At 66.2% G+C, this 21616-nt stretch carries 19 protein-coding genes; 8 read left to right on the forward strand and 11 right to left on the reverse strand.

Translation table 11 applies throughout. The features are described 5' to 3' along the window. Positions 1 to 38: 38 nt before the first annotated feature. From NKH31_RS06285 to NKH31_RS06295, 3 genes are all read right to left on the reverse strand, one after another. Positions 39 to 1799 carry a hydantoinase B/oxoprolinase family protein gene (locus NKH31_RS06285; RefSeq protein ID WP_254864276.1) on the reverse strand — a complete coding sequence of 587 codons (1761 nt, stop codon included), beginning with the start codon at positions 1797 to 1799 and terminating at the stop codon, positions 39 to 41. Next, positions 1796 to 3898: a hydantoinase/oxoprolinase family protein gene (locus tag NKH31_RS06290; protein ID WP_254864277.1), complete on the reverse strand. Its 2103-nt coding sequence runs from the start codon at positions 3896 to 3898 to the stop codon at positions 1796 to 1798. The genes NKH31_RS06285 and NKH31_RS06290 overlap by 4 nt, the downstream gene beginning before the upstream one ends. A 144-nt stretch (positions 3899 to 4042) precedes the next feature. Further along, a complete protein-coding gene (locus NKH31_RS06295) occupies positions 4043 to 5485 on the reverse strand; it encodes a sulfatase family protein (RefSeq protein WP_254864278.1) in 1443 nt (480 codons plus the stop codon). 122 nt (positions 5486 to 5607) lie between these two features. On the opposite strand from NKH31_RS06295, the gene NKH31_RS06300 reads away from it, so the two are divergent. Both NKH31_RS06300 and NKH31_RS06305 read left to right on the forward strand, forming a co-directional pair. Beyond that, on the forward strand, positions 5608 to 5760 hold the full coding sequence (locus NKH31_RS06300; protein ID WP_254864279.1) for a hypothetical protein: 153 nt from the start codon (positions 5608 to 5610) through the stop codon (positions 5758 to 5760). A gap of 145 nt (positions 5761 to 5905) precedes the next feature. Then, entirely contained in the window at positions 5906 to 6109 is a 204-nt protein-coding gene (locus NKH31_RS06305) for a hypothetical protein (protein WP_254864280.1), read from the forward strand. 42 nt (positions 6110 to 6151) lie between these two features. On the opposite strand, the gene hisS is transcribed toward NKH31_RS06305, so the two are convergent. Beyond that, positions 6152 to 7462, reverse strand: a complete 1311-nt coding sequence (hisS, locus tag NKH31_RS06310) for a histidine--tRNA ligase (RefSeq protein ID WP_254864281.1) — start codon at positions 7460 to 7462, stop codon at positions 6152 to 6154. A gap of 288 nt (positions 7463 to 7750) precedes the next feature. Here hisS and NKH31_RS06315 point away from each other — a divergent pair, with 288 nt between their 5' ends. Next, positions 7751 to 8785, forward strand: coding sequence for a sensor histidine kinase (locus NKH31_RS06315; RefSeq protein WP_254864282.1), 1035 nt, complete (start codon positions 7751 to 7753; stop codon positions 8783 to 8785). 38 nt (positions 8786 to 8823) lie between these two features. On the opposite strand, the gene NKH31_RS06320 is transcribed toward NKH31_RS06315, so the two are convergent. From NKH31_RS06320 to NKH31_RS06330, 3 genes are all read right to left on the reverse strand, one after another. After that, positions 8824 to 9414: a DUF7411 family protein gene (locus NKH31_RS06320; protein ID WP_254864283.1), complete on the reverse strand. Its 591-nt coding sequence runs from the start codon at positions 9412 to 9414 to the stop codon at positions 8824 to 8826. Then, entirely contained in the window at positions 9414 to 9761 is a 348-nt protein-coding gene (locus tag NKH31_RS06325) for a DNA-binding protein (RefSeq protein ID WP_254864284.1), read from the reverse strand. Before NKH31_RS06325 ends, NKH31_RS06320 begins: the two co-directional genes overlap by 1 nt. Positions 9762 to 9839: 78 nt before the next feature. After that, complete coding sequence (locus NKH31_RS06330) at positions 9840 to 10295, reverse strand: 30S ribosomal protein S19e (RefSeq protein WP_254864285.1); 456 nt, start codon at positions 10293 to 10295, stop codon at positions 9840 to 9842. Between the two features lie 250 nt (positions 10296 to 10545). Between NKH31_RS06330 and NKH31_RS06335 the strand changes: the two genes are divergently transcribed. After that, complete coding sequence (locus tag NKH31_RS06335; protein ID WP_254864286.1) at positions 10546 to 11847, forward strand: S8 family peptidase; 1302 nt, start codon at positions 10546 to 10548, stop codon at positions 11845 to 11847. Between the two features lie 98 nt (positions 11848 to 11945). After that, a complete protein-coding gene (gene thiL, locus NKH31_RS06340; RefSeq protein ID WP_254864287.1) occupies positions 11946 to 12848 on the forward strand; it encodes a thiamine-phosphate kinase in 903 nt (300 codons plus the stop codon). Positions 12849 to 12878: 30 nt separating this feature from the next. On the opposite strand, the gene NKH31_RS06345 is transcribed toward thiL, so the two are convergent. From NKH31_RS06345 to NKH31_RS06355, 3 genes are all read right to left on the reverse strand, one after another. After that, positions 12879 to 13994 carry a site-2 protease family protein gene (locus NKH31_RS06345; RefSeq protein WP_254864288.1) on the reverse strand — a complete coding sequence of 372 codons (1116 nt, stop codon included), beginning with the start codon at positions 13992 to 13994 and terminating at the stop codon, positions 12879 to 12881. Positions 13995 to 14544: 550 nt separating this feature from the next. Continuing rightward, entirely contained in the window at positions 14545 to 14790 is a 246-nt protein-coding gene (locus NKH31_RS06350; protein ID WP_254864289.1) for a DUF7123 family protein, read from the reverse strand. A gap of 359 nt (positions 14791 to 15149) precedes the next feature. Next, entirely contained in the window at positions 15150 to 15986 is an 837-nt protein-coding gene (locus NKH31_RS06355; RefSeq protein WP_254864290.1) for a molybdopterin synthase, read from the reverse strand. Positions 15987 to 16562: 576 nt separating this feature from the next. On the opposite strand from NKH31_RS06355, the gene pyrH reads away from it, so the two are divergent. The 3 genes from pyrH (at position 16563) to NKH31_RS06370 (ending at position 20907) form a co-directional block, all read left to right on the forward strand. After that, complete coding sequence (pyrH, locus tag NKH31_RS06360; RefSeq protein WP_254864291.1) at positions 16563 to 17288, forward strand: UMP kinase; 726 nt, start codon at positions 16563 to 16565, stop codon at positions 17286 to 17288. Beyond that, positions 17285 to 19018, forward strand: coding sequence for a lysine--tRNA ligase (gene lysS, locus NKH31_RS06365; RefSeq protein WP_254864292.1), 1734 nt, complete (start codon positions 17285 to 17287; stop codon positions 19016 to 19018). Before pyrH ends, lysS begins: the two co-directional genes overlap by 4 nt. Before the next feature lie 80 nt (positions 19019 to 19098). Continuing rightward, the gene (locus tag NKH31_RS06370) at positions 19099 to 20907 is read left to right on the forward strand and encodes a site-2 protease family protein (protein ID WP_254864294.1); all 1809 of its coding nucleotides are present in this window, start codon (positions 19099 to 19101) and stop codon (positions 20905 to 20907) included. Positions 20908 to 20961: 54 nt separating this feature from the next. Here NKH31_RS06370 and NKH31_RS06375 read toward each other — a convergent pair whose 3' ends face one another. Beyond that, on the reverse strand, positions 20962 to 21486 hold the full coding sequence (locus NKH31_RS06375; protein WP_254864295.1) for a PadR family transcriptional regulator: 525 nt from the start codon (positions 21484 to 21486) through the stop codon (positions 20962 to 20964). Positions 21487 to 21616: the final 130 nt, after the last annotated feature.

Genomic DNA, 21616 nt, shown 5'->3' on the forward strand with positions numbered 1-21616 from the left:
TTCACTCGTCGGAGTCGGCGTCGCGACGCGAGTAGTCGTTACTCGACGTCGACGCCGTAGATCGATCGCGCACGAGCGGCCGACAGCAGGCCGCGGACGACGTCTCGTCTGACGGCGTCCGTCGAGCGGTCGGACGGATCCCCGTATCCGCCGCCTCCGGGCGTCCGAATACTGACGACGTCCCCCGGTTCGAGCGTTCGCGTACACTTCGCCGGCAGCGACGTCGACGAATCGGTTCGAACCAGTGCGTCGGCGCCGGTTTTCCCGTCCTCTCCGCCGACGATTCCGTACGGCGCGTTCCGTCTCCGGTCAGCGAGGAGGCTGAACGCGGCGCCCGATCGGGCGTCGTCGAGGACGCGAATGTCCCGTCGCAGTCCCACCCCGCCGCGGAACTCGCCGGCGCCACCGGTGTCCGGCCGGTACTCGTAGCGCTCGACCGAGAGCGGGTACGCCGTTTCGAGCACCTCCGCCGGCGTGTTCATCGTGTTCGACATGTGAACGTGAACCCCGTCCATCCCGTCGCCGCCCGCGCAGGCACCGAACCCGCCGCCGCCCGTTTCGTAGAACGCGTACGGTTCGTCGGTTCGCGGATCGACGCCCCCGAAGGTCACGTTGTTCATCGTCCCCTGGCCGGCGGCGAGCGCCCGTTCGGGTGTCGCCGACGCGAGCGCCCCGAGCACCACGTCCGTCACCCGCTGGGAGGTCTCGAGGTTACCGCCGACGACCGCCGCCGGCGGCTCCGCGTCGACGACCGTTCCGGGTTCGGTTACGATTTCGATGGGACGATAGGCGCCCGCGTTGGCGGGAATCTCCGGGTCTGTCACGCATCGAACCGCGTAATAGGTCGCCGAGGCCGTCACCGCGAAGACGGCGTTGACCGGCCCCTCGGTCTGGCGATCCGTCCCGGAAAAGTCGACCGAGATCGAGTCGCCGTCGATCGCGACCGTCGCCTCGATTCGGACGTCCTCGGTCCCGCGGCCGTCGTCGTCGAGCGCGTCCGCGAACGAGTAGCGGCCGTCCGGTAGCGCCGCGATCGCCGCCGCCATTCGCCGCTCGGCGTACGCCTGGACGGCGTCGATCGTCGACCGGATCGTCTCCAGCCCGTACTCGGCGGCGAGTTCCGAGAGGCGCCGTTTACCGGTCTCGTTCGCGGCGTGCTGGGCTCGCAGGTCGCCGCGGCGTTCGTCGGGCGTGCGCACGTTCGAGAGGATGAACGCCATCGCATCGGGAACGAGGTCGCCACCGTCGTAGAGCTTCACCGGCGGAATCCGCAGGCCCTCCTGGTAGATCTCGGTCGAATCCGCCGCGACGCTTCCGGCCTGTGAACCGCCGATGTCGGCGTGGTGGGCCCGGTTGGCGGCGAAGCCGAGGAGTTCCGGTGATTCGCCGTCGGTCGTCGGTTCGCCCGCCGAATCGCCGTCAGCGACGTATATCGGCGTGACCAGCGTCAGGTCGGGCAGGTGTGCCCCGCCGCGGAACGGGTCGTTTAAGACGACGGCGTCGCCGGGGGCGAGCGTCTCCGGCGGGTACCGCTCGAGCGCGGCGGCGACCGAAAACGGCATGGCTCCGAGGTGGACCGGCATCGTCTCCGCCTGGCTCACCATCTCGCCCTCGGCGTCGAAGAGCGCACACGAGCAGTCCTTGCGCTCCGTGATGTTCGGCGAGTAGCCCGTTCGCACCAGATTGGCGTTCATCTCCTCGGCGACCGCGGCGAACGCGTTGCGCAGGACTTCCAGGGTGACGGGATCGACACCGCCGTCCGAGCCCTCGCCGCCTCCGAGCCCGTCTTCTTCGCTCACGAGGACACCTCCAGGACGAGCGAGCCGTGCTCGTCGACGGTCGCCGCCCACCCCGGCCTGACGACGACCGTGCTCTCGGTTCCCTCGACGATCGCCGGCCCGTCGACCGCGGCTCCGGCCGGTAGCCCCGCCCGATCGTACACCGGCGTCTCGCGGAGGGTTCCGTCGAAGTCGACGGATCGCTCTGTGCGGATCGGATCGCCGGCGTCGGTCGCTGGAGCCGAGAGCGTCGGCGGATCGACCGGTTTGTGAACCCGAACCCTGACGGTGACGAGTTCGATCGGTTCATCGGGCGAGGCGTGGCCGTATCGGCGCTCGTGGACCGCGTGAAACCGGTCGGCGGCCGCGTCGAGCGTCTCCGGGGAGAGTTCTTCGTCGGGGAGGTCGACCGCGAGGTCGAACGATTGACCGGCGTAGCGGAGGGCGAGCGAGCGTTCGATTCGGAGGGAATCCGGCCCATCCGATTCGTCGCTCTCCGAATCGGAACCCGATTCGTCCAGTTGTGCCAGCGCCTCGCGTTCCACCTCGGCGAACACGCTCGCGAGCGCGCCGGGATCGACGTCCGCGAGGCGACGAACCATCGACGTGCTCCGGTCGACCACCCGGTCGCTGACGAGCAGACCGAGCGCTGAGAGGACGCCCGCCGTTCGCGGGACGATCACCCGAGAGACGTCGAGCGATTCGGCGAGCGCCGTCGCGTGGGCCGGACCCGCGCCGCCGTAGGCGACGAGGGCGAACCGACGGGGATCGTGTCCGCGCTCGACGGAGACGACGCGAAGGGCGCGCTCCATGTTCGCGTTGGCGACCGCCAATATTCCCCGGGCGGCCTCCTCGACGTCGAGACCGAGGGGGTCGGCGACGCGTTCGGCCACCGCCGCTTCGATCCGCGCTCGATCGGGAACCGAAGTCGAACCGGCCCCGGCGTCATCCGACTCACCGCCGAGGAATCGGTCCGGATCGAGCCGGCCACAAAGCACCTGCGCGTCGGTCACCGTCGGTTCCGTCCCGCCGCGGCCGTAACAGATCGGCCCCGGCCGGGCGCCGGCCGAGCGCGGGCCGACCCGAAGGGAGCCGCCCTCGTCGACCCAGGCGATCGAGCCGCCGCCGGCCCCGATGGTGTGGACGTCGACCGACGGAACGGAGACCGGGTAGTCGCCGATCTCGAGATCCGTCGCGACCGTCGGCTCGCCGCCGGAGACGAGCGAGACGTCACAGGAGGTGCCGCCCATGTCCATCGTGATGAGCGCCGACTCGCCGCAAAGTCCACCGACGTGCGCCGCCCCCTGGACGCCCGCGGCCGGGCCGGAGAGGAGCGTGTTCACCGGCCGCCGTCGCGCGCTGTCGGCGCCGATCGTCCCGCCGTTCGACTGCATGACCCGAAGCGGCGCGTCGATGGCGCGGTCAGAGATTCCCGCTTCGAGTCGCCCGAGATATCGATCCATCACGGGTTTGAGCGCCGCGTCGAGCGCGGTCGCGAGCGTCCGCTCGTACTCTCTGATCTCGGGACGGACCTCGCTCGACAGCGAGATGGTGACGTCGTCGAGTTCCTCGTCGAGGATCTCCCTAACCCGGCGCTCGTGAGCGTCGTTCTCGAACGAGAACAGAAGCGAGACGGCGACGCTCTCGACGTCGTAGTCGCGAATTCGTGCAGCGACCGATCGGACGTCAGCCTCACAGAGCGGCGTCCGCACCTGGCCCCGGTCGCCGAGGCGTTCTTCGACCTCGAACCGTCGCTGGCGGGAGACCACCGGGTCTGGCGGTCGTTCCGTGTAGTCGTAGATGTCGGGGCGGGCCTGTCGACCGATCGCGAGCGCGTCGCGAAATCCCTCGGTCGTCACCAGCGCCACGTCGGTCCAGTCGCGTTCGAGGACGGCGTTCGTCGCGACGGTCGTCCCGTGGACGAACGCGGCGACCGCCGACGGGTCGAATCCGACCGCCTCCCGAACGCGTTCGACGCCTCGAAGGACGCCCTCGTCCGGGCTGTCGGGCGTCGACGGCGTCTTCGTGACGTGGAGCCGGCCGTTTCTGACCGACACCACGTCGGTGCACGTCCCGCCGACGTCGACGCCGAGTCGCGTTCCCGGCGATGATCGCGTCATACACTCCCTTGCGGCGTCCGGCTCATAATCGTTGTCGCGTCGGCACGCGAGACAACGCTTCCCATGGCGACCAGGTCCCCGCACCCAATCAGACGCGAACGTCTATCCTCACGCGAACGTCCCTTCTCACGCCAACGTTTCCTCTCACGCGAAGGTCTTGGGCACCCATCGGCGGTACGGATCGTCGGTCTCGTCCATCCAGCCGACGAGGTGGTCGACCAGGTCGCGTCGAACCGCGGCGTAGTCGGGGTGGTCGATCAGGTTGGTGAGTTCGGCCGGATCAGCCCGGAGATCGTAGAGTTCGTTCACGTCCGGGCCGTTGTAGACGAACTTGTACCGGTCGGTTCGGACCATCCGCTGGGTGTAGAGGCCGAACTCCTCGCCGTAGTACTGGCCGAACGTCGAATCCGGCCAGGCGTGGGGCCGGCGGCCCGAAAGTAACGGACGGAGGCTCCTGGCGTGAAACGAGTCCGGGACGGCGACGTCGCCGATCTCGCAGAACGTCGGCGCCAGGTCGTGGAGGTGAACCGGCGCGTCGCAGGTCGAACCGGCCGCGACCTCGCCCGGCCAGCGCACGTGGAGGGGAATGCGATAGGTGTCGTCGTACATTAGCGGCCCCTTGTTGAACTGTCGGTGGCCGCCGACGAAGTCGCCGTGATCGGCGGTGTGGACGACGACGGTCTCCGCCGCGAGTCCAGAATCGTCGAGCACCGAAAGAATCCGATCGATCTGGTCGTCGATCAGCGAGACGAAGCCCCAGTACTTCGCGAGTACCTCCCGCCAGGTCTCGCGGTCGAAGGCGTCGACGCCGCGGTAGCCCAGAAACGCCTCCTGGACTCGCGGCTTTCCGGCGTACGTCTCGGCGTAGCTCGCCGGCAGCTCGACCTCGTCGGGGTCGTACATCGAGGCGTAGGGCTCGGGCACGACGTACGGGTGATGGGGCCCGTAGAAGTCCGCCCGGTGGAAGAACGGCACCGAGTCATCACCGCCGGCGGCGTGAGCCTCGATCGCCTCGATCGTCCGCCGTGCGAGAAAGTACGCCCGGGTCGCCTCGACGTCGACCGGCGTCGTGGCCGCGACGAGCGAGCCCTCCCCGCCGCGGGTGTAGACCGCGTCGGAAAATTCGACCTCGCCGAGCGGGATACCGATCTCCTCGTCGCGATACCGCGCGAAGTCCTCGTCGATGTCGTCGTGGTGGACGTCGCTGCCGCCGAGGTACGAAAAGCCGAAATCCTCGGGCGTCTGGTCGCGTCCGACGTGCCACTTGCCGGTGTATGTCAGGTCGTAGCCGCCTCCCGCGAGTTGCTCGGAAAACGTCGGCAGGTCCGGGTCGAGGTTCACCCGGAGGGCGTCTTCCTCGTGGCAGTTATTCACCATCCCGTGACCGTGGGGAAACTGTCCCGTCAGCAGCGACGCGCGCGCACTCGTGCAGATGCTGATCGGCGTGACCGCCCGCGTAAACCGCATCCCGTCGGCGGCGAGTCGGTCGATCGCCGGCGTCTCGACCGGCGGCCCCGCCGGCGCGCTGACGTCGTATCGCTCCTGGTCGGAAAGCAGTAACAGGACGTTCGGTGGCGAGTCGGCCATCGCCCGGCCTACACCGACGACCGTCATAATGGTGCGGTGAGCCGCGAGATCCGTCGACGCAGAAAAAATACCCAGGATATCCTGGACGTTGCTACGTGACCTACCGGGACGTACACTGGTCCATGGCCACCGACTCCGCACACGATCCGCTCTCGATCGACCGGGAAAACGCTCGACTCGCCGCCATCGGCCTCGGCGTCTGGCTCGCGATCACGCTCGCCGCCGTCGTCCTCCTCTGGGTGTTCGGCCCCTCGGTGAGCGGCCTGTTCATCTAGTCGGGCCGGGGCGGCGTCGACCGAATCCGTCGACCGGCGACAACCGTTATGAGCCGTCGGTGAGACCACATCGACGACGTAAAATGCGTGTCCCAGTACAGCCAACGACTGACCGAACGGGCGTTCTAATCCGGAGATAGAAACCGTGACGATCGCCTATTGCGAGGTCTGTGACTGGTCGCGTGAGACCGGTTCGGAGACCAGCCGTGACGACCTGAACCGAGCGATGATCGACCACCACGTCGAGACGGGTCACGCCCCGATCGAGACCGACGAACCCTCGGCGTTCGCTCCGAGACGCGCCGCGTCCGACTCCGACGTCGAGACGCCGCTGATCGAACGGGAGTAAGGCCAACCAGCCGACCGTCCCCGTGGGCGGCCCCGCGAGGTATCACTCGAAGTCGTCGATCGTCGGCTTCTCGTACTCACCCGGGAACTCGTCGACGGGCGCGGTGACCTGGTCGCCGCTGTCCATGTCCTTGACCGTCACTTCGTCGTTCGCGAGATCTTGCTCGCCGACGATGACGACCGTCTCGGCGTTGATCGAGTCGGCGTAGTTCATCTGCGCGCCGAACGAGCGCCCGGCGACGTCCGACTCGACGACGTGGCCCTTCGCGCGCAGTTCCCTGGCGATCCGGGCGGCCGTGGGCCGGGTGTCGCCCACCTGCAACACGTAGTAGTCGGTCGCGAGTTCCTCGTCGGGCCAGACGCCGGCGCGCTGACACAGCAGCGTGAGCGTCGCGTAGCCCGGCGCGACGCCGACCGCTGGCGTCGGCTGGCCGCCGAAGGACTCGATGAGGTCGTCGTACCGGCCGCCGCCGAAGATCGACCGCGAGACCTCGCCCGCCGAGTCGAAGCACTCGAAGACGACGCCCGTGTAGTAGTCGAGCCCGCGGGCCGTCTCCAGCGAGATCGTACAGTACTCGCGGACGCCGAAGTCCTCGGCCGCCGCGAGGACAGCCTGAAGATTCTCGACGGCGTCGGTGACGTCGGCGGATTCGGTGTGAGCGAGGACCGCCTCCAGGTCGTTTCGCTCGATCAACCCGGCGAACGACTCGGCCTGGGCGTCGGTCAGTCCCGCACCTTCGAGCAGGCCCAGGTACTCGGTCCGGTCGATCTTGTCCGACTTGTCGACCGCCCGGATCGCCGCCTCGACGTCGACGTCGGTCCCCGCGTCGGCGGCGTACTCTTCGATCAACCCGCCGAGGACGTCGCGGTGTGAGACGCGAAAGTCGAAGTGCTCGCCCGTGAGTCCGAGGCCGGTCAGCGCGTCGGCAGCCCACGCGAGGATCTCGGCGTCCGCCTCCGGTTCGGCCGACCCGAAGATGTCGACGTTCGTCTGGTAGAACTCGCGCTGGCGACCCTGCTGGACCTGCTCGTAGCGCCAGAACGGACGCGTCGAGAACCACTTGATCGGCTTCGACAGCGCCTGCTGCTTCGCGACGACCATCCGCGCGACGGTCGGCGTCAGTTCCGGGACCATCGTCACGTGGCGGCCGCCCTGGTCCTCGAAGGCGTACAGTTCGTCGACGATGTCGTCGCCGCTCTTGTCCGTCCAGATCTCGGCTCGCTCTAGGGTCGGCGTCGCGATCTCGCGAAAGCCGTACCGCCGGGCCGTCCCCTCCAGCGTATCGATGGCCTCGCGGCGAGCACCCATCTCCGCGGGATAGAAGTCACGAAAGCCCTTGATTCGGTCGTACATATTGACCCGTTCGAGCGGCCCGTACTTTGATGTGTCCACTCGGACCGAGCGGTCAGTCGTTCGCTCGAGTGCACGCTCACGCCGTTCGAGAGGACGATTTCCGAGCCCCGTTGTGACACGGTCACCCGCCAGAGCGGACGTGAAGCGATACAGCAGTTGTAAATCACCGCCAGGAATTTTCGATCGTTGAAGTGTCGGTTAGTATTGTCGGTTCGACGGATTGGTTCGATTGGCCGATCGATGAGCACAGCCCAGAGATTCATTTGGGTCGGCTCCCTCCGGGCGAGCGTGCACTCGACGGGCGAGCAAGACGACTGGGTCGCAGACGTGGCCGAACAGCTCCCGTTCTCTCCGTTGACGGCGCTCGGGCTGTTTCTGGCTGCCGTCATCGGCTTTCGCATCGTCGCCGAGAACCTTACCTCACGGGCCGTCCTGGAGAGCATCGGCCCACTGTTCGCGGCGACGGCCGTCGTCTTCGCCGACCGCTACCTCGTCGGCCGGGACGTCGCCGCCCGCGATCGGCTCACCGTCTTCGCCTTCGGACTCGGCGGCTTTCTCGCGGCCGCACTCGTGACCGCCCTGCACCTCCACGTCCTTCAGATGGACGGCGTCGGCGCGCCGAACCCGCTTTACCTGACGCTACTTTCGGGGACCGTCGGCGTCGCCGCCGGCAGCGTCGCCGGCTGGTACGAGATCCGCCAGCGCGCCGCCCACCGGGAGGCAAACCGCCAGCGCGAACGCCTCGAACAGTTCGCCTCGGTCGTCAGTCACGACCTCAGAAACCCGCTCAACGTCGCCCAGGGGCGACTCGAAGAGGCGTTTCGGACCGGCGACGCAGAACACCTCCGCTCGGTCGACGCGTGTCTCGATCGAATGGACGACCTCATCGAGGAGACGCTCTCGGTCGCCCGCAGCGGGTCGGAGGTCATCGATCCCGAACCGCTCGCGCTCGCCGACGTGGCCCTCGACGCCTGGGACCGCGTCGACACGGGCACGGCGATCCTCGACGTCGAAGCCGACCGGCAGCTCGTCGCCGAGGAGTCACGCCTCCAGACCCTCCTCGAAAACTGCTTTCGCAACGCGATCGAACACGGCGAAGCCGAAACCGTCCGCGTCGGACCGACGCCATCCGGCTTTTACGTCGCCGACGACGGGGCGGGAGTTCCCGAGTCAGTCCGCGATTCGCTCTTCGAGCAGGGCGTCTCGACGAATCCGGACGGTTCGGGACTCGGGCTAGCCATCGTCGAAGCCGTCGCGGAAGCCCACGGCTGGGATCCCGCGGTTTCAGAGAGCGAAGACGGCGGCGCCCGGTTCGAGTTTTGACGTGAGGCGATCGGAAACCCTCGCTCGCAGAGACCGGCTCAGCGCCGACCGGTGACGTGCGTCTGGTCGTGATCGGGAAAGTACTCCGCGACGGCTGCCGGACCGTCTTCGTCGATCAGCTTCGCCCGTAGCTCGGCTTCGTAGTCGGCGCGGGGAATTTCCTCGCTCGGACCAGCGACCACGTCCAGGGTCGACTCGACCAGCCGATCGACCGCACCGCGGCCGAATCCCGACAGCGGGGCGACGTAATCGACGTCGTACCGGTCTTCTAAGCTCTGTGCCTGCGCGCGCGAGACGGTCGGAACGCGGTCGTCACGGCGTGTGCCATCGGCGATGGCGTCGAAGTCGGCCGCGGCGAGCCCCTCGAGTGCGGCGAGGTGGACGTGCTGGATGCCGTTTCGCGGGAAGCCGTCGTCTCGAATGCGGCTGACGGCCTCCTCGGCGACGCCCTCGTCGAGTTCGACGCGACGGAACGGTAAGTCAAGCTCGGTCGCCGCGTTTTCGGCGTGGCGCCAGTCGTCGGTGATTCCGAAGTGAGCCGTCGCGAGCGTGACGTCGTAAAAGTCCTCGAGAAGCAACGCCGCGAGCGTCGAGTCCTTGCCACCGCTGTACAGCAATCCGAGCTGCATTAGCGTCGCGTGATGTCGAATCGCTTCTTCTCGGGTTTGAGCTCACCCAGCAGTTGCTTCATCTTCTGGTCGTCGATCTTGCCCTGAATTCGCCCGCTTTGAGCCAGCGCCAGGACCTGACGTTCGACCTGCTCGCCGAACTGCGGTTTGCTCATCTTCACCGTGTTGAGACGTTTTCTGGCCTCGTCGGTGAGATACTGGCGCAGCAGGGCCTGCTTCTGGGCGTCGGCCTGCTGCTGGGCGGCTTGCTGGGCCTCGGCGGCACCCTCCTGGCCCTCCGCCTGCTCTTTCAGTTCCTCGAGGCGTTCGCGCCGGAGTTCGTCGAGTTCGTCGTCACCGTTGCTCATGCCAGGATGGTTCGGTCGCGCGGGGGAAAATGATTACGGACCGACCGTGCACCGAAGCGGCCCAGGAAGGGTTTCCGTTCAGGCGTAGCGTTCGAGTTCCGGTCGATCGAGATCCTCGAGAACGTTTCCGGCGGTCTCGTCGAGCAGGCTTCGGCCTTCGGCGGTGATTCGACGGCCCTCGCCTTCTGCGGTCTCGACGTAGCCCTGGTCTTCGAGTTGCTGGAGGATCGTCCGGATGATGTTGCGCGATCCGTCCGCGCGGCGGTCGGGTGCGACGCGGTAGCGGTTCGATCCAGCCTTGGCGCCGCCGTATTCGGTCGCGAGACGCTCGACGCCGACCGGGCCGGTGTCGGCCACCTTTCGGAGGAGACTGGCCGCGCGCGTCGTCCAGAAGTCTTCCTGTTCGGGTGGTAGTTCGTTACTGACGCCGCTCTTTGCGAACGCGGCCCAGTCGGGCTCGTCGAGTTCCGCCGAGAGGTCCGCCGCGAGCGCCTCGATGAGGGCGTCCGCCGGGACGTCGTACATGGTAGCCATTGGGGTAGCGTATCCAACGGCCGCATTTAAGAACATCGGTGTCTCGCCGCCGTGGACATCCGTGTCACGGACAGTCGCCGGCCGAACGCGACGACCGACCGGCGGTCATCGCGGGTGACAGCGTCCCGTGTCGGAGAGTGGGGTGAAAACGCCGAACTTCGACAGGCCATCGGTGGTTAGCTAGACCAGTGCGTTACGCATATGGCTAGTGGAAACGTACATTATTCCCGTCGAGAAATACACGAGTGGCATGCATTCACAGACTCGTCGACGGTTTCTCGCTACGACCGGAATCACGTTCGGAGCCATCGGGAGCGCGACGACGGGGGCGACGACGTCGACGGAACGGTTCGTCGTCGACTCGACCAGCGTCGAGGACAGTTCCAGCGTGGAGGTCATCCACCGGCTCGATCCGATCGGCGTTAGCGTGGTGAGAGCCAGCGAGAACGCGGTCGATTCGATCGGCGCCGCGTACGCAGCCGACGCCGGTGGAACGTACGACCGGCCGACCGCACCCGCGGGTGTAACCGGGGCATCGGCGGACGCGCTCGCCGACTCGGCGTCGCTCTACGACTATCAGTGGGACAAACACTCCCAGCAGATCGAGACGGTCCACCAGCGCACGCGCGGCGAGGGTACCAGGGTCGCGATAGTCGACAGTGGCGTCGCCGCCGGCCATCCGGATCTCGACGGCGCGGTGAACGCCGAACTCTCGAAGAATTTTACCGAGGACGACTACGGCGCGCCCGGCCCGTACGCCGGCTCGCACGGTACGCACGTTGCGGGCATCGTCGCCGCCGACGGCGACGTCCTCGGCTCGGCACCCGAAACGGAACTCGTCGACTGCCGGGTGTTCACGCCGAACGACGAGCGCGGTCTGTTCGCGTTCTTGGGTGACGTACTCGCCGCCGTCGTCTACAGCGCCGAAATCGGCTGTGAGGCGGCCAATCTCAGCCTCGGGGCCTACCTACCGCGCCAGGAACTCGGCTCGTTCTGGGGGAAGGCGATGAACCGAACGACGACCTACGCCGCCCAGCAGGGGACCGTGCTCGCCCACGCGGCCGGCAACACGGCGACCGACCTCCAGCACGACGGGCCGTACGTCGACACCAGCATGGCCGCTCGCGGTCTCTGCGTGAGTTCGACCGGCCCCGTCGCCTTCGAACCCGGCGCAGCGCCCGACGAACCGTTCTACACGCCCGCGTTCTACACGAATTACGGGACGAACGCGATCGATCTCGCCGCACCGGGCGGCAACGTCACCGAGGACGGCGACGTCTACGACGGCGTACTCAACTGTGTCGCCGACCCCGAGTTCGACGACGACGGCGAGTACCTCGGCGCGACCTACGGCCACGACTGGTTCCAGGGGACGTCGATGGCCGCCCCACAGGTCGCCAGCGCGGTCGCGCTGCTGGCGAGCGTCGACGCGCAGGACAACGCCAACCGACGAATGTCGACGCTCCGCCGGGTCGCAGACGTTCCAGCCACCCACGACAAACCGTTCTACGGCTCGGGCTACCTGGACACGCTCGCCGCGATCGACGACTGATCGCGGGCGACAAGCAAGCTTCGACACGATTCACGATACGGAGTCGAGTCGGATCGCGCTTCGGGTATCTTTTCTCCCGGGCCGTCGAACACACCAGTATGGACGAACGCGCGGCCCTGGAACTCCTGGCCGGTGAACTCGGGCCCGTCGGCGACGACGCGGCGGTCGTAGACGGCCACGTCCTGACGACGGACATGCTCCACGAGACGACGGACTTTCCGGCCGGAACGACGCGGTACACGGCCGGCTGGCGAGCCGTCGGGGCCTCGCTGTCGGACGTGGCCGCCATGGGCGCCGAGGCGACGGCCGCCGTGGCAGTCTACGCCGCACAGTCGTTCGACGAACGCGAACTCCTCTCGTTCGTCCGGGGCGCCCGCGACGTCTGCGAGGCGGTCGGCGCCAGCTACGTCGGCGGTGACCTCGACGAACACCAGGAGTTTACCGTCGTCACGACGGCGCTCGGCCGGGTTCCCGATTTCGAATCCGCCGATACGACTGCTCGCGGTCCGGTGCTCCGAAGCGGAGCGAACCCGGGCGACTACGTCTGCGTCACCGGGACGCTCGGACGGAGCGCGGCCGCGCTCGAACGGTTCGACCGGGGCGACGAAGAAGTGGCGAACGAGCTGTTTCGCTTCGATCCGCGGGTCGAAGCCGGCCTCGCGCTGGCGCCAGACGCGACCGCGATGATGGATTCGAGCGACGGCCTCGCCCGCTCGCTCCACCAGCTCGCTGCGGCCTCCGACTGCGGGTTTTCGATCGAGGCCGATCGCGTCCCTGTCGCCGAGGAACTCGACGCGGTGACTGACGATCCCGGCGCCGCCCTGGAGACGGCGCTCACCTTCGGCGAAGACTTCGAGCTGGTCGTTACGATTGCCGAAGACGCACTCGAGACCGCCCGCGAGGCCGTTTCTGTCCCGGTGTCCGTGCTGGGACGGGTCGTCGACTCGGGTATCACGCTCGACGGCAAACCGCTTGCAGACGAGGGCTACTCGCACGGGTGAAACGAGGGATCGTGCGCCCACCGGCGTTCGTCAGTCGACGATCTCGAACGGGACGGGGACGAAACAGAGAACGCCGAGGCCGAACGTGAGGACGCCGAGTGCGATCCGTCGCCAGCCCAGAGGCGTTTCGACGACCGGATCGACGGGGCCGGCCGCCGCGACCAGCGTCGTCAGGACGCCCCAGATGATCCAGACGGAGACGGCCTGCAGCCCGTAGTCGCCGACGAAGTAGAGGTAGCCAGCCAGAGCGAGCAGGGCGCCGGGAACCAGCACGGCGACGGTTTCCTGCGCCCGACCGAGCATCGACCGGAGGATGTGCCCGCCGTCGAGTTGCCCGACGGGGATGAGGTTCAAGAACGTGATCAGCATGCCGACCCAGCCCGCGATGACGACCGGGTTGACCATCGTCGTCGGATCGCCCCGGTAGAGCGGCTGTCCGAATGCGGCGGCGAGCCCCTCGAGCAACAGCGGATAACCGATGTGCAGTTCGACGGCGTCGGCGCTTTCGACGACTTCCTCTGGTGCGTAGACCGGATCGAGGTGGAGTCCGACGATCGTGACCAGGACGGTCGCGGCAAGTCCCGCGAGCGGGCCGGCGACGCCGATGTCGAACAGCGCCCTCCGACTCGGCATTCGCCCGTCCATCTTGATGACGGCGCCGAGGGTCCCGATGAGCGTCGGAACCGGTATGAAGTACGGCAACGAGGCGTCGACCCGGTGATACCGGCTCGCGACGTAGTGGCCCATCTCGTGGACGCCGAGGACGAACAGCAACGCCACCGCGAACGGCCACGCCTGGAGGCTGGCCGTCGGATTCGAAATCGGATCCAGCTGGTACCAGAAGGCGCCCGCGAAGAGCGTCGAGAGGACGGTTACCCCGAACAGCAGGAGGTGTTTCCACGGAATTCCGTCGATCCCGATGCGCTGGCGCGTCGCGACGAGGGCGTACTCGTCGTGGTGTCTGGTCACTTCGAGGTCGTATCCGGCCTCGTGAAACGCCGGCCAGAGTTCTCTGACGACGAGTCCCGGACGTACCCTGGGGTAGCCGACGTAGACGATCCGGTCGGTCTGACGGTGAATTTCGTCGACGACGAACAGCGACTGAATCGTCGAAAGCGGCGGTCCGTCAGTCGTCGACTCGGACATTGACGGACCTATCCCGTCGTCCCGTATAAATCGACGGTTGACTCTCATCGAAATCGGTGGAAAGAAGCGACCCGTCGGTCGAAGACGACGTCACTCCTCTCCGGTAGTGCAGGTAGCACTCGTAGGCAGTACAGGTACCCCTAATCGGGCGGTACAGCCACGTCTTATCAGGCAGTACAGGTACCCCTAATCGGGCGGTACAGCCACGTCTTATCAGGCAGTACAGGTACCCCTAATCGGGCGGTACAGCCACGTCTTATCAGGCAGTACAGGTACCCCTAATCGGGCGGTACAGCCACGTCTTATCAGGCAGTACAGGTACCCCTAATCGGGCGGTACAGCCACGTCTTATCAGGCAGTACAGGTACCCCTAATCGGGCGGTACAGCCACGTCTTATCAGGCAGTACAGGTACCCCTAATCGGGCGGTACAGCCACGTCTTATCAGGCAGTACAGTCACCTCTCATCGGGCAGTGGCCGAAAAACCGAAGTTGCAGGGTGATCGGGCGGGGACCCGTCGTTCGCGGGGCGGTTCGGATAACGGGCCGGCTTACGCGGCCTCGACGCGCCAGGTCGTCGCGCTCGTGTACGACCACTTCTCGACTTTGAGGTCGTCAGCGGACTCGGAGAGGCGAACCATGAGCGCGCCGATCTCTTTCGGGGAGAGGCCGACGTCGTCGGCGATGAACTTCCCTTTGAAGTACATCTCGCCGTCAGCTGCGCGTTCGTGTAAGTACTGCTTGAGGCGGCGTTTCTTGGTATCCGTGGAGGGTGATGCAGTCGTGCTCATCGACATCTAAGTGCCAGTGGCCGAAACCTGTTATAAAGGCAGGTTACTTCGTGGCGTTTCGATTGCTTTCAGCGACAGCGTCGGTAATGTGGCCATTCACCGCGTGAAATCGAATTTTCAAAAAAACCTTAGAAGGCGTTAGACATTTTAGATCGTTCCCTAACATATTATTTCTACCCGATAGTTGCGGATTATATCGCGGTAAGAAAAAGTCAAATAAAGCAGGTATTTCACGATGCAGTGACGGACAGAACGAAAGAAACGGCCGGCCACCCGCGGGGAGCGCCGGCTTGGACCTCACCGATCAAATCGAGCGGTACACCGGATGGCGCCGTCGACAGGGCTCGACGCGCCGATTTGGCCGGTCAGGACCGGTCGTGTACCCAGAACTCGTCGTCTACCGTCACTTCCTTCTTGAAGAGCGGAACTTCGTCTTTCAACCGGTTGATGCCGTCTTCGACCGCGCGAAACGCCCCATCGCGGTGGCCGGCGAGCACGACCACGAAGACGATGTCCTCACCGTTTCGGACGACGCCCGTCCGGTGGTGGAGGGCGACCGCGTGAACGTCCTCGCGAGCTTCGAGGTCCGTCCGAATCGCGGCCATGCGCTCGTCGGCGACGCCCTCGTACGACTCGAACTCGAGGTACTCGGTGGGCGCGTCGTCCGGTCCGTCTTTCTCGCGCACGCGCCCGGTGAACGTCGCAACCGCACCCGCGAGTTCGGCCTCCGGGCGGGCCGTGACCCGGTCGACGAGCGACTGGAGCGTCACGTGGGCCTCGCTCGCCGAAACCCGCTCGAACACGTCCTCGACGTCCACCTCCGTGGGCTTCTCGACGGTTGCGATCACCGACTCGTCCGGCTCCGCCTCCTGGGCCGAACCGACAGCGACCGTCGGAAACCGAAGCGAATCGACGCCAACGACCACGGCGTACGCACACGTCGTCGCGAGCGTGTCGAGCGTCTCGATCACCGACAACCCCGTTCCGGTCGCCGCCCAGTCGCCGTCCGCACCGAGTTCGTACGTGACGTCCCCGCCGCTCGGAACGCGATCCGGCACCGACGCCGTCCCGTCCGCGATCGTCGCATCGTAGTGGACCACGCCGACGCGCCCCTCCCGGCCGAGGCGGTCGACGAGTCGGTCGACCGTCCCCGCGAGGGCGTCCTCGGACGCGCCGCAGTCCGTTATCGCCAGCACGTGCATACGTAGCCGTTCGTTCGCTCCGAGTTAGTAGCTGTCGGAGACGAGGATCCGAGCGAGAATCCTCGAGATGCGAACGGAGACCGCAGGGTGTCGAGAGCGAGTCGGTCCCGAACGCCTCTAACCGAACGACCAGACGGCCGTCTCCGAGGAGACTCCGCGTCCGGATCGACGTCGAACGCGACGGCGTGACGCTCTCGATCGAGATATCGGACACGCTGTCGATCGAATCAGTCGTCGAGCGTCGCGAGTGCTGAGCGATGGTGACGACTGGCTCACGTTCGTCGAGCGTCGTCGGCCGTGCTGAGACGTCGACTCGATCACCGGCCAACGGACGATAGGCAACTTCCCTGGGCGGGTCGGTGCAATACTGCCGGATCCGTTCTGCGTTCGTCTTCTGAGCGTGTGATTCCGGGTCACTTCGTTCCCCGCTCACAACAACGTGGCTCTTCGCGTTCTTCGAGCCACGCACTTCACGGCTCCCGCCGGTCACCGTTCAGTCATCGGCGGACTCTCGCTGCGCTCGAGTCCGCCCACTTGACAACCCTTAAGATTCCAACCGGGCTACCTCGCCACAGCATGAAAGTAGTCGTCTCCATCGGTGGCAGCGTGCTACTGCCGGAACCCGGCTCAGAGCGGGTCTCAGCACACGCCGCCGTCGTCGAGGACCTCGTCGCCGAGGGCTGTCGCGTCGGCTGCGTCGTCGGGGGCGGCGGCGTCGCCCGCGAGTACATCGGGGCCGCGCGCGATCTCGGGGCGAACGAGATCGAACTGGACCAGATCGGCATCGACGTCACCCGCCTCAACGCCCGGCTGTTGATCGCCGCGCTGAGCGAGGAGTCGGTGACGGCACCGGCCCACGATTACGAGGGAGCGGGCGAGGCGCTGCGCCGCGGGAACCTGGCCGTGATGGGCGGCGTCGCGCCGGCCCAGACGACCGACGCTGTGAGCGCCGCCCTCGCCGAGTACGTCGACGCGGACCTGCTCGTCTACGCGACAAGCGTCCCCGGCGTCTACAGCGACGATCCGAACGAGACCGACGACGCCACCCGGTTCGAGGAACTCTCGGCCACGGACCTCGTCGACGTCATCGCCGACCTCGAGATGACCGCGGGCGCGTCGGCGCCGGTCGACTTACTCGCCGCGAAAATCATCCAGCGCTCGGGGATGCGGACGATCGTCATCGACGGCACCGACCCGGATCGAATCGCCCGGGCCGTCCGCTCGGGATCGCACGAGGGAACCGACGTAATCCCGACGGGCGTCGGCGAAGAGCCGACGTACTGGGCGGCCGACGACCGATGAGCGCCGACGACTCGACCCGCGACACGCCGTCTGAAAGCCCGTACACGCTCCAGAACGAGGGAGACGATGACGGCGACGGCGAACACTACGCGTTCTGGGCCGACGAAGTGGCAGACCGGGTCGAAGCGCGCATCGACGCACAGCTCGAACGCGGCGAACGCGACCCGGACGATTCGATCGTGATCAAAGGCGGCATCTCGCCGTCGGGCGTTCCCCACCTCGGCAACGTCAACGAAATTATGCGCGGCTACTACGTCGCCGAAGTCCTCCGCGATCGCGGCCACGACGTCAGGCAGGTGTTCACCGCCGACGACCGCGACCCGCTCAGAAAGTTACCACGGACGCTCTGTGATCTGGAGGGCAATCTGGTCGACCTCGGCGACGTCGACGCTGGCGCGCTGGGGCGGAACCTGGGTGCACCCTACACGGCCATTCCCGACCCCTTCGGCTGCTGTGACTCATACGGCGCACACTTCGCGACGATCATCCAGCAGAGTGCCGACGCGGTCGACGTTCCGATCGACCTGCTCTCGAACACGGACCTCTACGAGGACGGCGCGTTCGACGACGTCACCCGATTCGTTCTCGAACACCGCGAGCGAGCCCGCGAAGTCCTCTCGACCTACCAGGACAAAGTCGACGCCGACGGCGAGTACGTTCCGTTCAACCCGATCTGTGCGGACTGCGGAAAGATCACCGAAACAGTGACAGCCGTCGATCTCGACGCCGAGCCCGCCACCGTCGAGTACACCTGTACCGACATGGACGCCGGCGAGCGGACGATCGACGGCTGCGGTCACGAGGGAACCGCGACGATCCGCGAGGGGAAACTTCCCTGGCGGTTCGAGTGGCCCGGCCAGTGGCAGCTCCTCGGCGTCGACTTCGAACCGTTCGGCAAGGACCACGCCGAAGGCTCCTGGCCGAGCGGTGAGGACGTCGCGAAAAACGTCCTCGAAATCGAGCCGCCGGTGCCGATGGTCTACGAGTGGTTCACGCTCGACGGCGAGCCGTTCTCCTCGTCGGCGGGCAACGTCATCCTCGTCTCCGACGTCTTAGAGCTGATCGAACCCGAAGTCCTCCGGTACTTCTTCGCGAAGGACCCAAGCCGGGCCCGAGACTTCAGCGTCGAGCGTCTGGACCTGCTCGTCGACGAGTTCGACCGATTCGAACGCGTCTACTTCGGCGAGGTCGACGCTCCCGAGTCCGAGCGACGATTCGCCGAACGGGTCTATCCGCTCGTCGTTGGAGAACCGCGCGCGGGCCGAATACGGCTCCCCTACACCTTCGCGGCCGTCCTCGGGATGACCGACGAGCCGTCGATTCGCGAGGAGATCGCCCGCACTGAGGGTCACATTCCTGACGACGCGCCCGACTGGGCGGTCGAAGGGGCGCTGGCACGCGTCGAGCGGGCGCAAGCGTGGGCCCGACGGACCGAAAACGAGTTCGACTACGAACTCGCCAGAAGCGCCGTCCCGGATCACGACTTCGATGCTGCGACCGAAGCCGCCCTCGACGAACTGGCCGCGTTCGTCGACGCGGGTGTCGACGACCCGGACGACCTCCAGGGAGAGATCTACGAGACGGCGAAGCGTCACGACGTCCCGGTCGGAGACTTCTTCGCCGCCGGATATCGACTCTTCTTCGACGACGAACAGGGGCCGAAGCTCGGACAGTTTCTGGCGAAACTCGATCGCGAGTTCGTGGTAGATCGGCTCCGGCGCGAGCGATAATCGCCGCCGGACCCGAACATTGGACGATCTCGAAGCGCCAGACACAAATCACTCGGCACCCTCAGACCGGACGACGACTAATGGGTACTCCCCTCCTCTCCGTCCCGGAACTCTTCGGGTCGACGCTTCTGACCTGGACACTGATCGGTCTCGGCCTCTACTGGGCCGGGTTGATCGTGCTTCGCAGGCTCGCCCTCCTTCCCGACTGGGTCGGGGTCCAGGGCCCGATGGTGACGATGCACACCACCCGCGGGCGGGAATTTCTCGACTGGCTTTCTGGACCCAAGCGGTTCTGGCGGGCCTGGGCGAACTTCGGCATCGGTATCTCGCTCGTCGTGATGGTCGCGATGTTCATCTTCTTACTCGGTGCCGCGATCAGTTCGATCGTCGCCCCACAGCCGACGGACATCCAGCAACCACAGAACGTCCTCGTCATTCCCGGCGTGAACGACTTCCTCCCGTTATCCGCCGCGCCGGGGATCGTCATCGGCCTCTTCGTCGGACTCGTCGTTCACGAGGGCGGCCACGGGCTGCTCTGTCGCGTCGAGGATATCGACATCGAATCGATGGGCGTCGCGATGGTCGCCATCCTGCCGATCGGCGCGTTCGTCCAGCCGGACGAAGAGAGCAGCCGTGACGCCAGTCGCGGCGGCCAGACGCGGATGTTCGCGGCGGGGGTGACGAACAACTTCGTCGTCACCATCGTCGGGTTCGCGCTGCTCTTCTGGCTCGTCGGAAGCGCGATCGCGGTCGCGCCGGGTGCCGCCGTCGGCGGCGTCGTCGCGGGATCGCCGGCCGAAGAAGCCGGGATCGGAGAAAACGACCGCATCACCCACCTCGACGGCGAACCGATCGAGGACAACGATCACTTCGCCGACGTCCTCGACGCAAACGACGCGGGAACGATCACGGTCACGATCGACGGCGAACGAGAGGTCCCGGTCGATCGAGCGCCGATCGTCGTCTCCGCTCTCGACGGCGGGCCTGCTGGCCTCGAGTTGAGAGATCGAATTCTCGAAGTCGACGGCGAGTCCGTCTCGACCGGCTCGCAGGTTACAGACGCCGTCGGCGACGACGAGCGCGTGACGCTCGCCGTCGAGGCGACCGACGGAACGGTCAGCGAACACGAGGACGTCCCGATCGGCGCATCCGTACAGGTACTGGAAGGGAGCGCTCTCGAGTCAGCCGGCGCGCCGGTCGACTCCTTTTTCGTCGTGACGGTGGCAGACGGAGAGCGCACCCACGACGGCGCCACCCTTTCGGCCGTCCTCGCGGATCGCGCCGGTGAAACGATCACGCTCGAAGGGTACGTCGACGACGAGCGCGTCTCCTACGAGGTGACCGCCGATCCCGACGCGACGCAGTTCGACGCGGCCGTCCACAGCGGCGTCACAGCGATGGAGATCAACGACCTCGGCGTCCAACTCTACCCCGCCGAGGCGTTTCACAGTTTGCTCGGCGGGAGCGGCGATCAGCCGTTTGGTTCCGTCGCCGACACGTTCTTCGGACAGATCCTGTTCGCACTCCTCTTGCCGATCATCGGACTGCTCGGCCTGCAATTTAACTTCGCCGGGTTCGCCGGCGGCATCGAGAATTTTTACGAGGTGCAAGGTCTCTTGAGCCCGCTCGGCGAGCCGCTCGTGTTTGCACTTGCGAACGTGCTGTTCTGGACGGCCTGGATCAACCTGAACCTCGGGTTTTTCAACTGCATTCCGGCGTTCCCGCTCGACGGCGGTCACATCCTCCGGACCTCGACGGAGGCGATCATCTCGCGGATCCCGGGCGTCGAGGCGACGCGTCGTCGGGTCCGGGTGGTCACGACGCTCGTCGGCGTGACGATGCTCGCTAGCTTCATCCTGATGGTCTTCGGCCCGACGGTGCTGGCCTGAGACTGCGGGCCACAGTCCAGTTAGATCGTTCGTCAGCGTCCGTCTCGATTCGCCCTACGAATCGTTCTCGACGCCGTGACGTTCGTAGAATTCGTCGGGCGTGTCGTCGATGCGCTCGAAGTCGGTCTCGAAGTAGTGTTCGTGGTGACGGGCGACCTGTTCGACGATCCACTCGCTGAACGCTTCGTTAAAGTGCCACTCGCCGTCGACTTCGGGAACCTGAAACCGATCGTCGGTCGAGATTGCCGCGAAGACGTGGTAGAATCCGAGGATGACGTCGCCGAAATCGCGGCCCTTCTCGGCGCCGGATTCGCGGCGCGATTCGAGTTCGTCTTGCCCATCGTCGGTGAGTTCGAAGTACTTGCGATCCGGTTCGTCCGCTCGCTCGATTCGCTCGGCCCACCCTTTCTCCTCAAACTTATAGAGGATCGGATACACCGACCCGTAAGATGGTTCCCAGTGACCACCGCTTATGTCCTTGATCTCCTTTAGAATCTCGTACCCGTACCGCGGTTTCTCTTCGAGTAGCTCGAGTACGAGATAGGCGATGAGCCCCTTCGGTGGTCCACTTTTCCGCATACGCGTAACGATATAAACGGACGTTGGTAAAGGGTTTCGGTACCACCCACGTTCGGCCGATACCCGAGTCTACCCGTCGCGTTTCGAGCGCCGATCCGGGTCAACGAATGCCGCTCGACGACGGCGATGA

The sequence above is a fragment of the Halovivax gelatinilyticus genome, assembly GCF_024300625.1.
Lineage (GTDB): Archaea > Halobacteriota > Halobacteria > Halobacteriales > Natrialbaceae > Halovivax > Halovivax gelatinilyticus.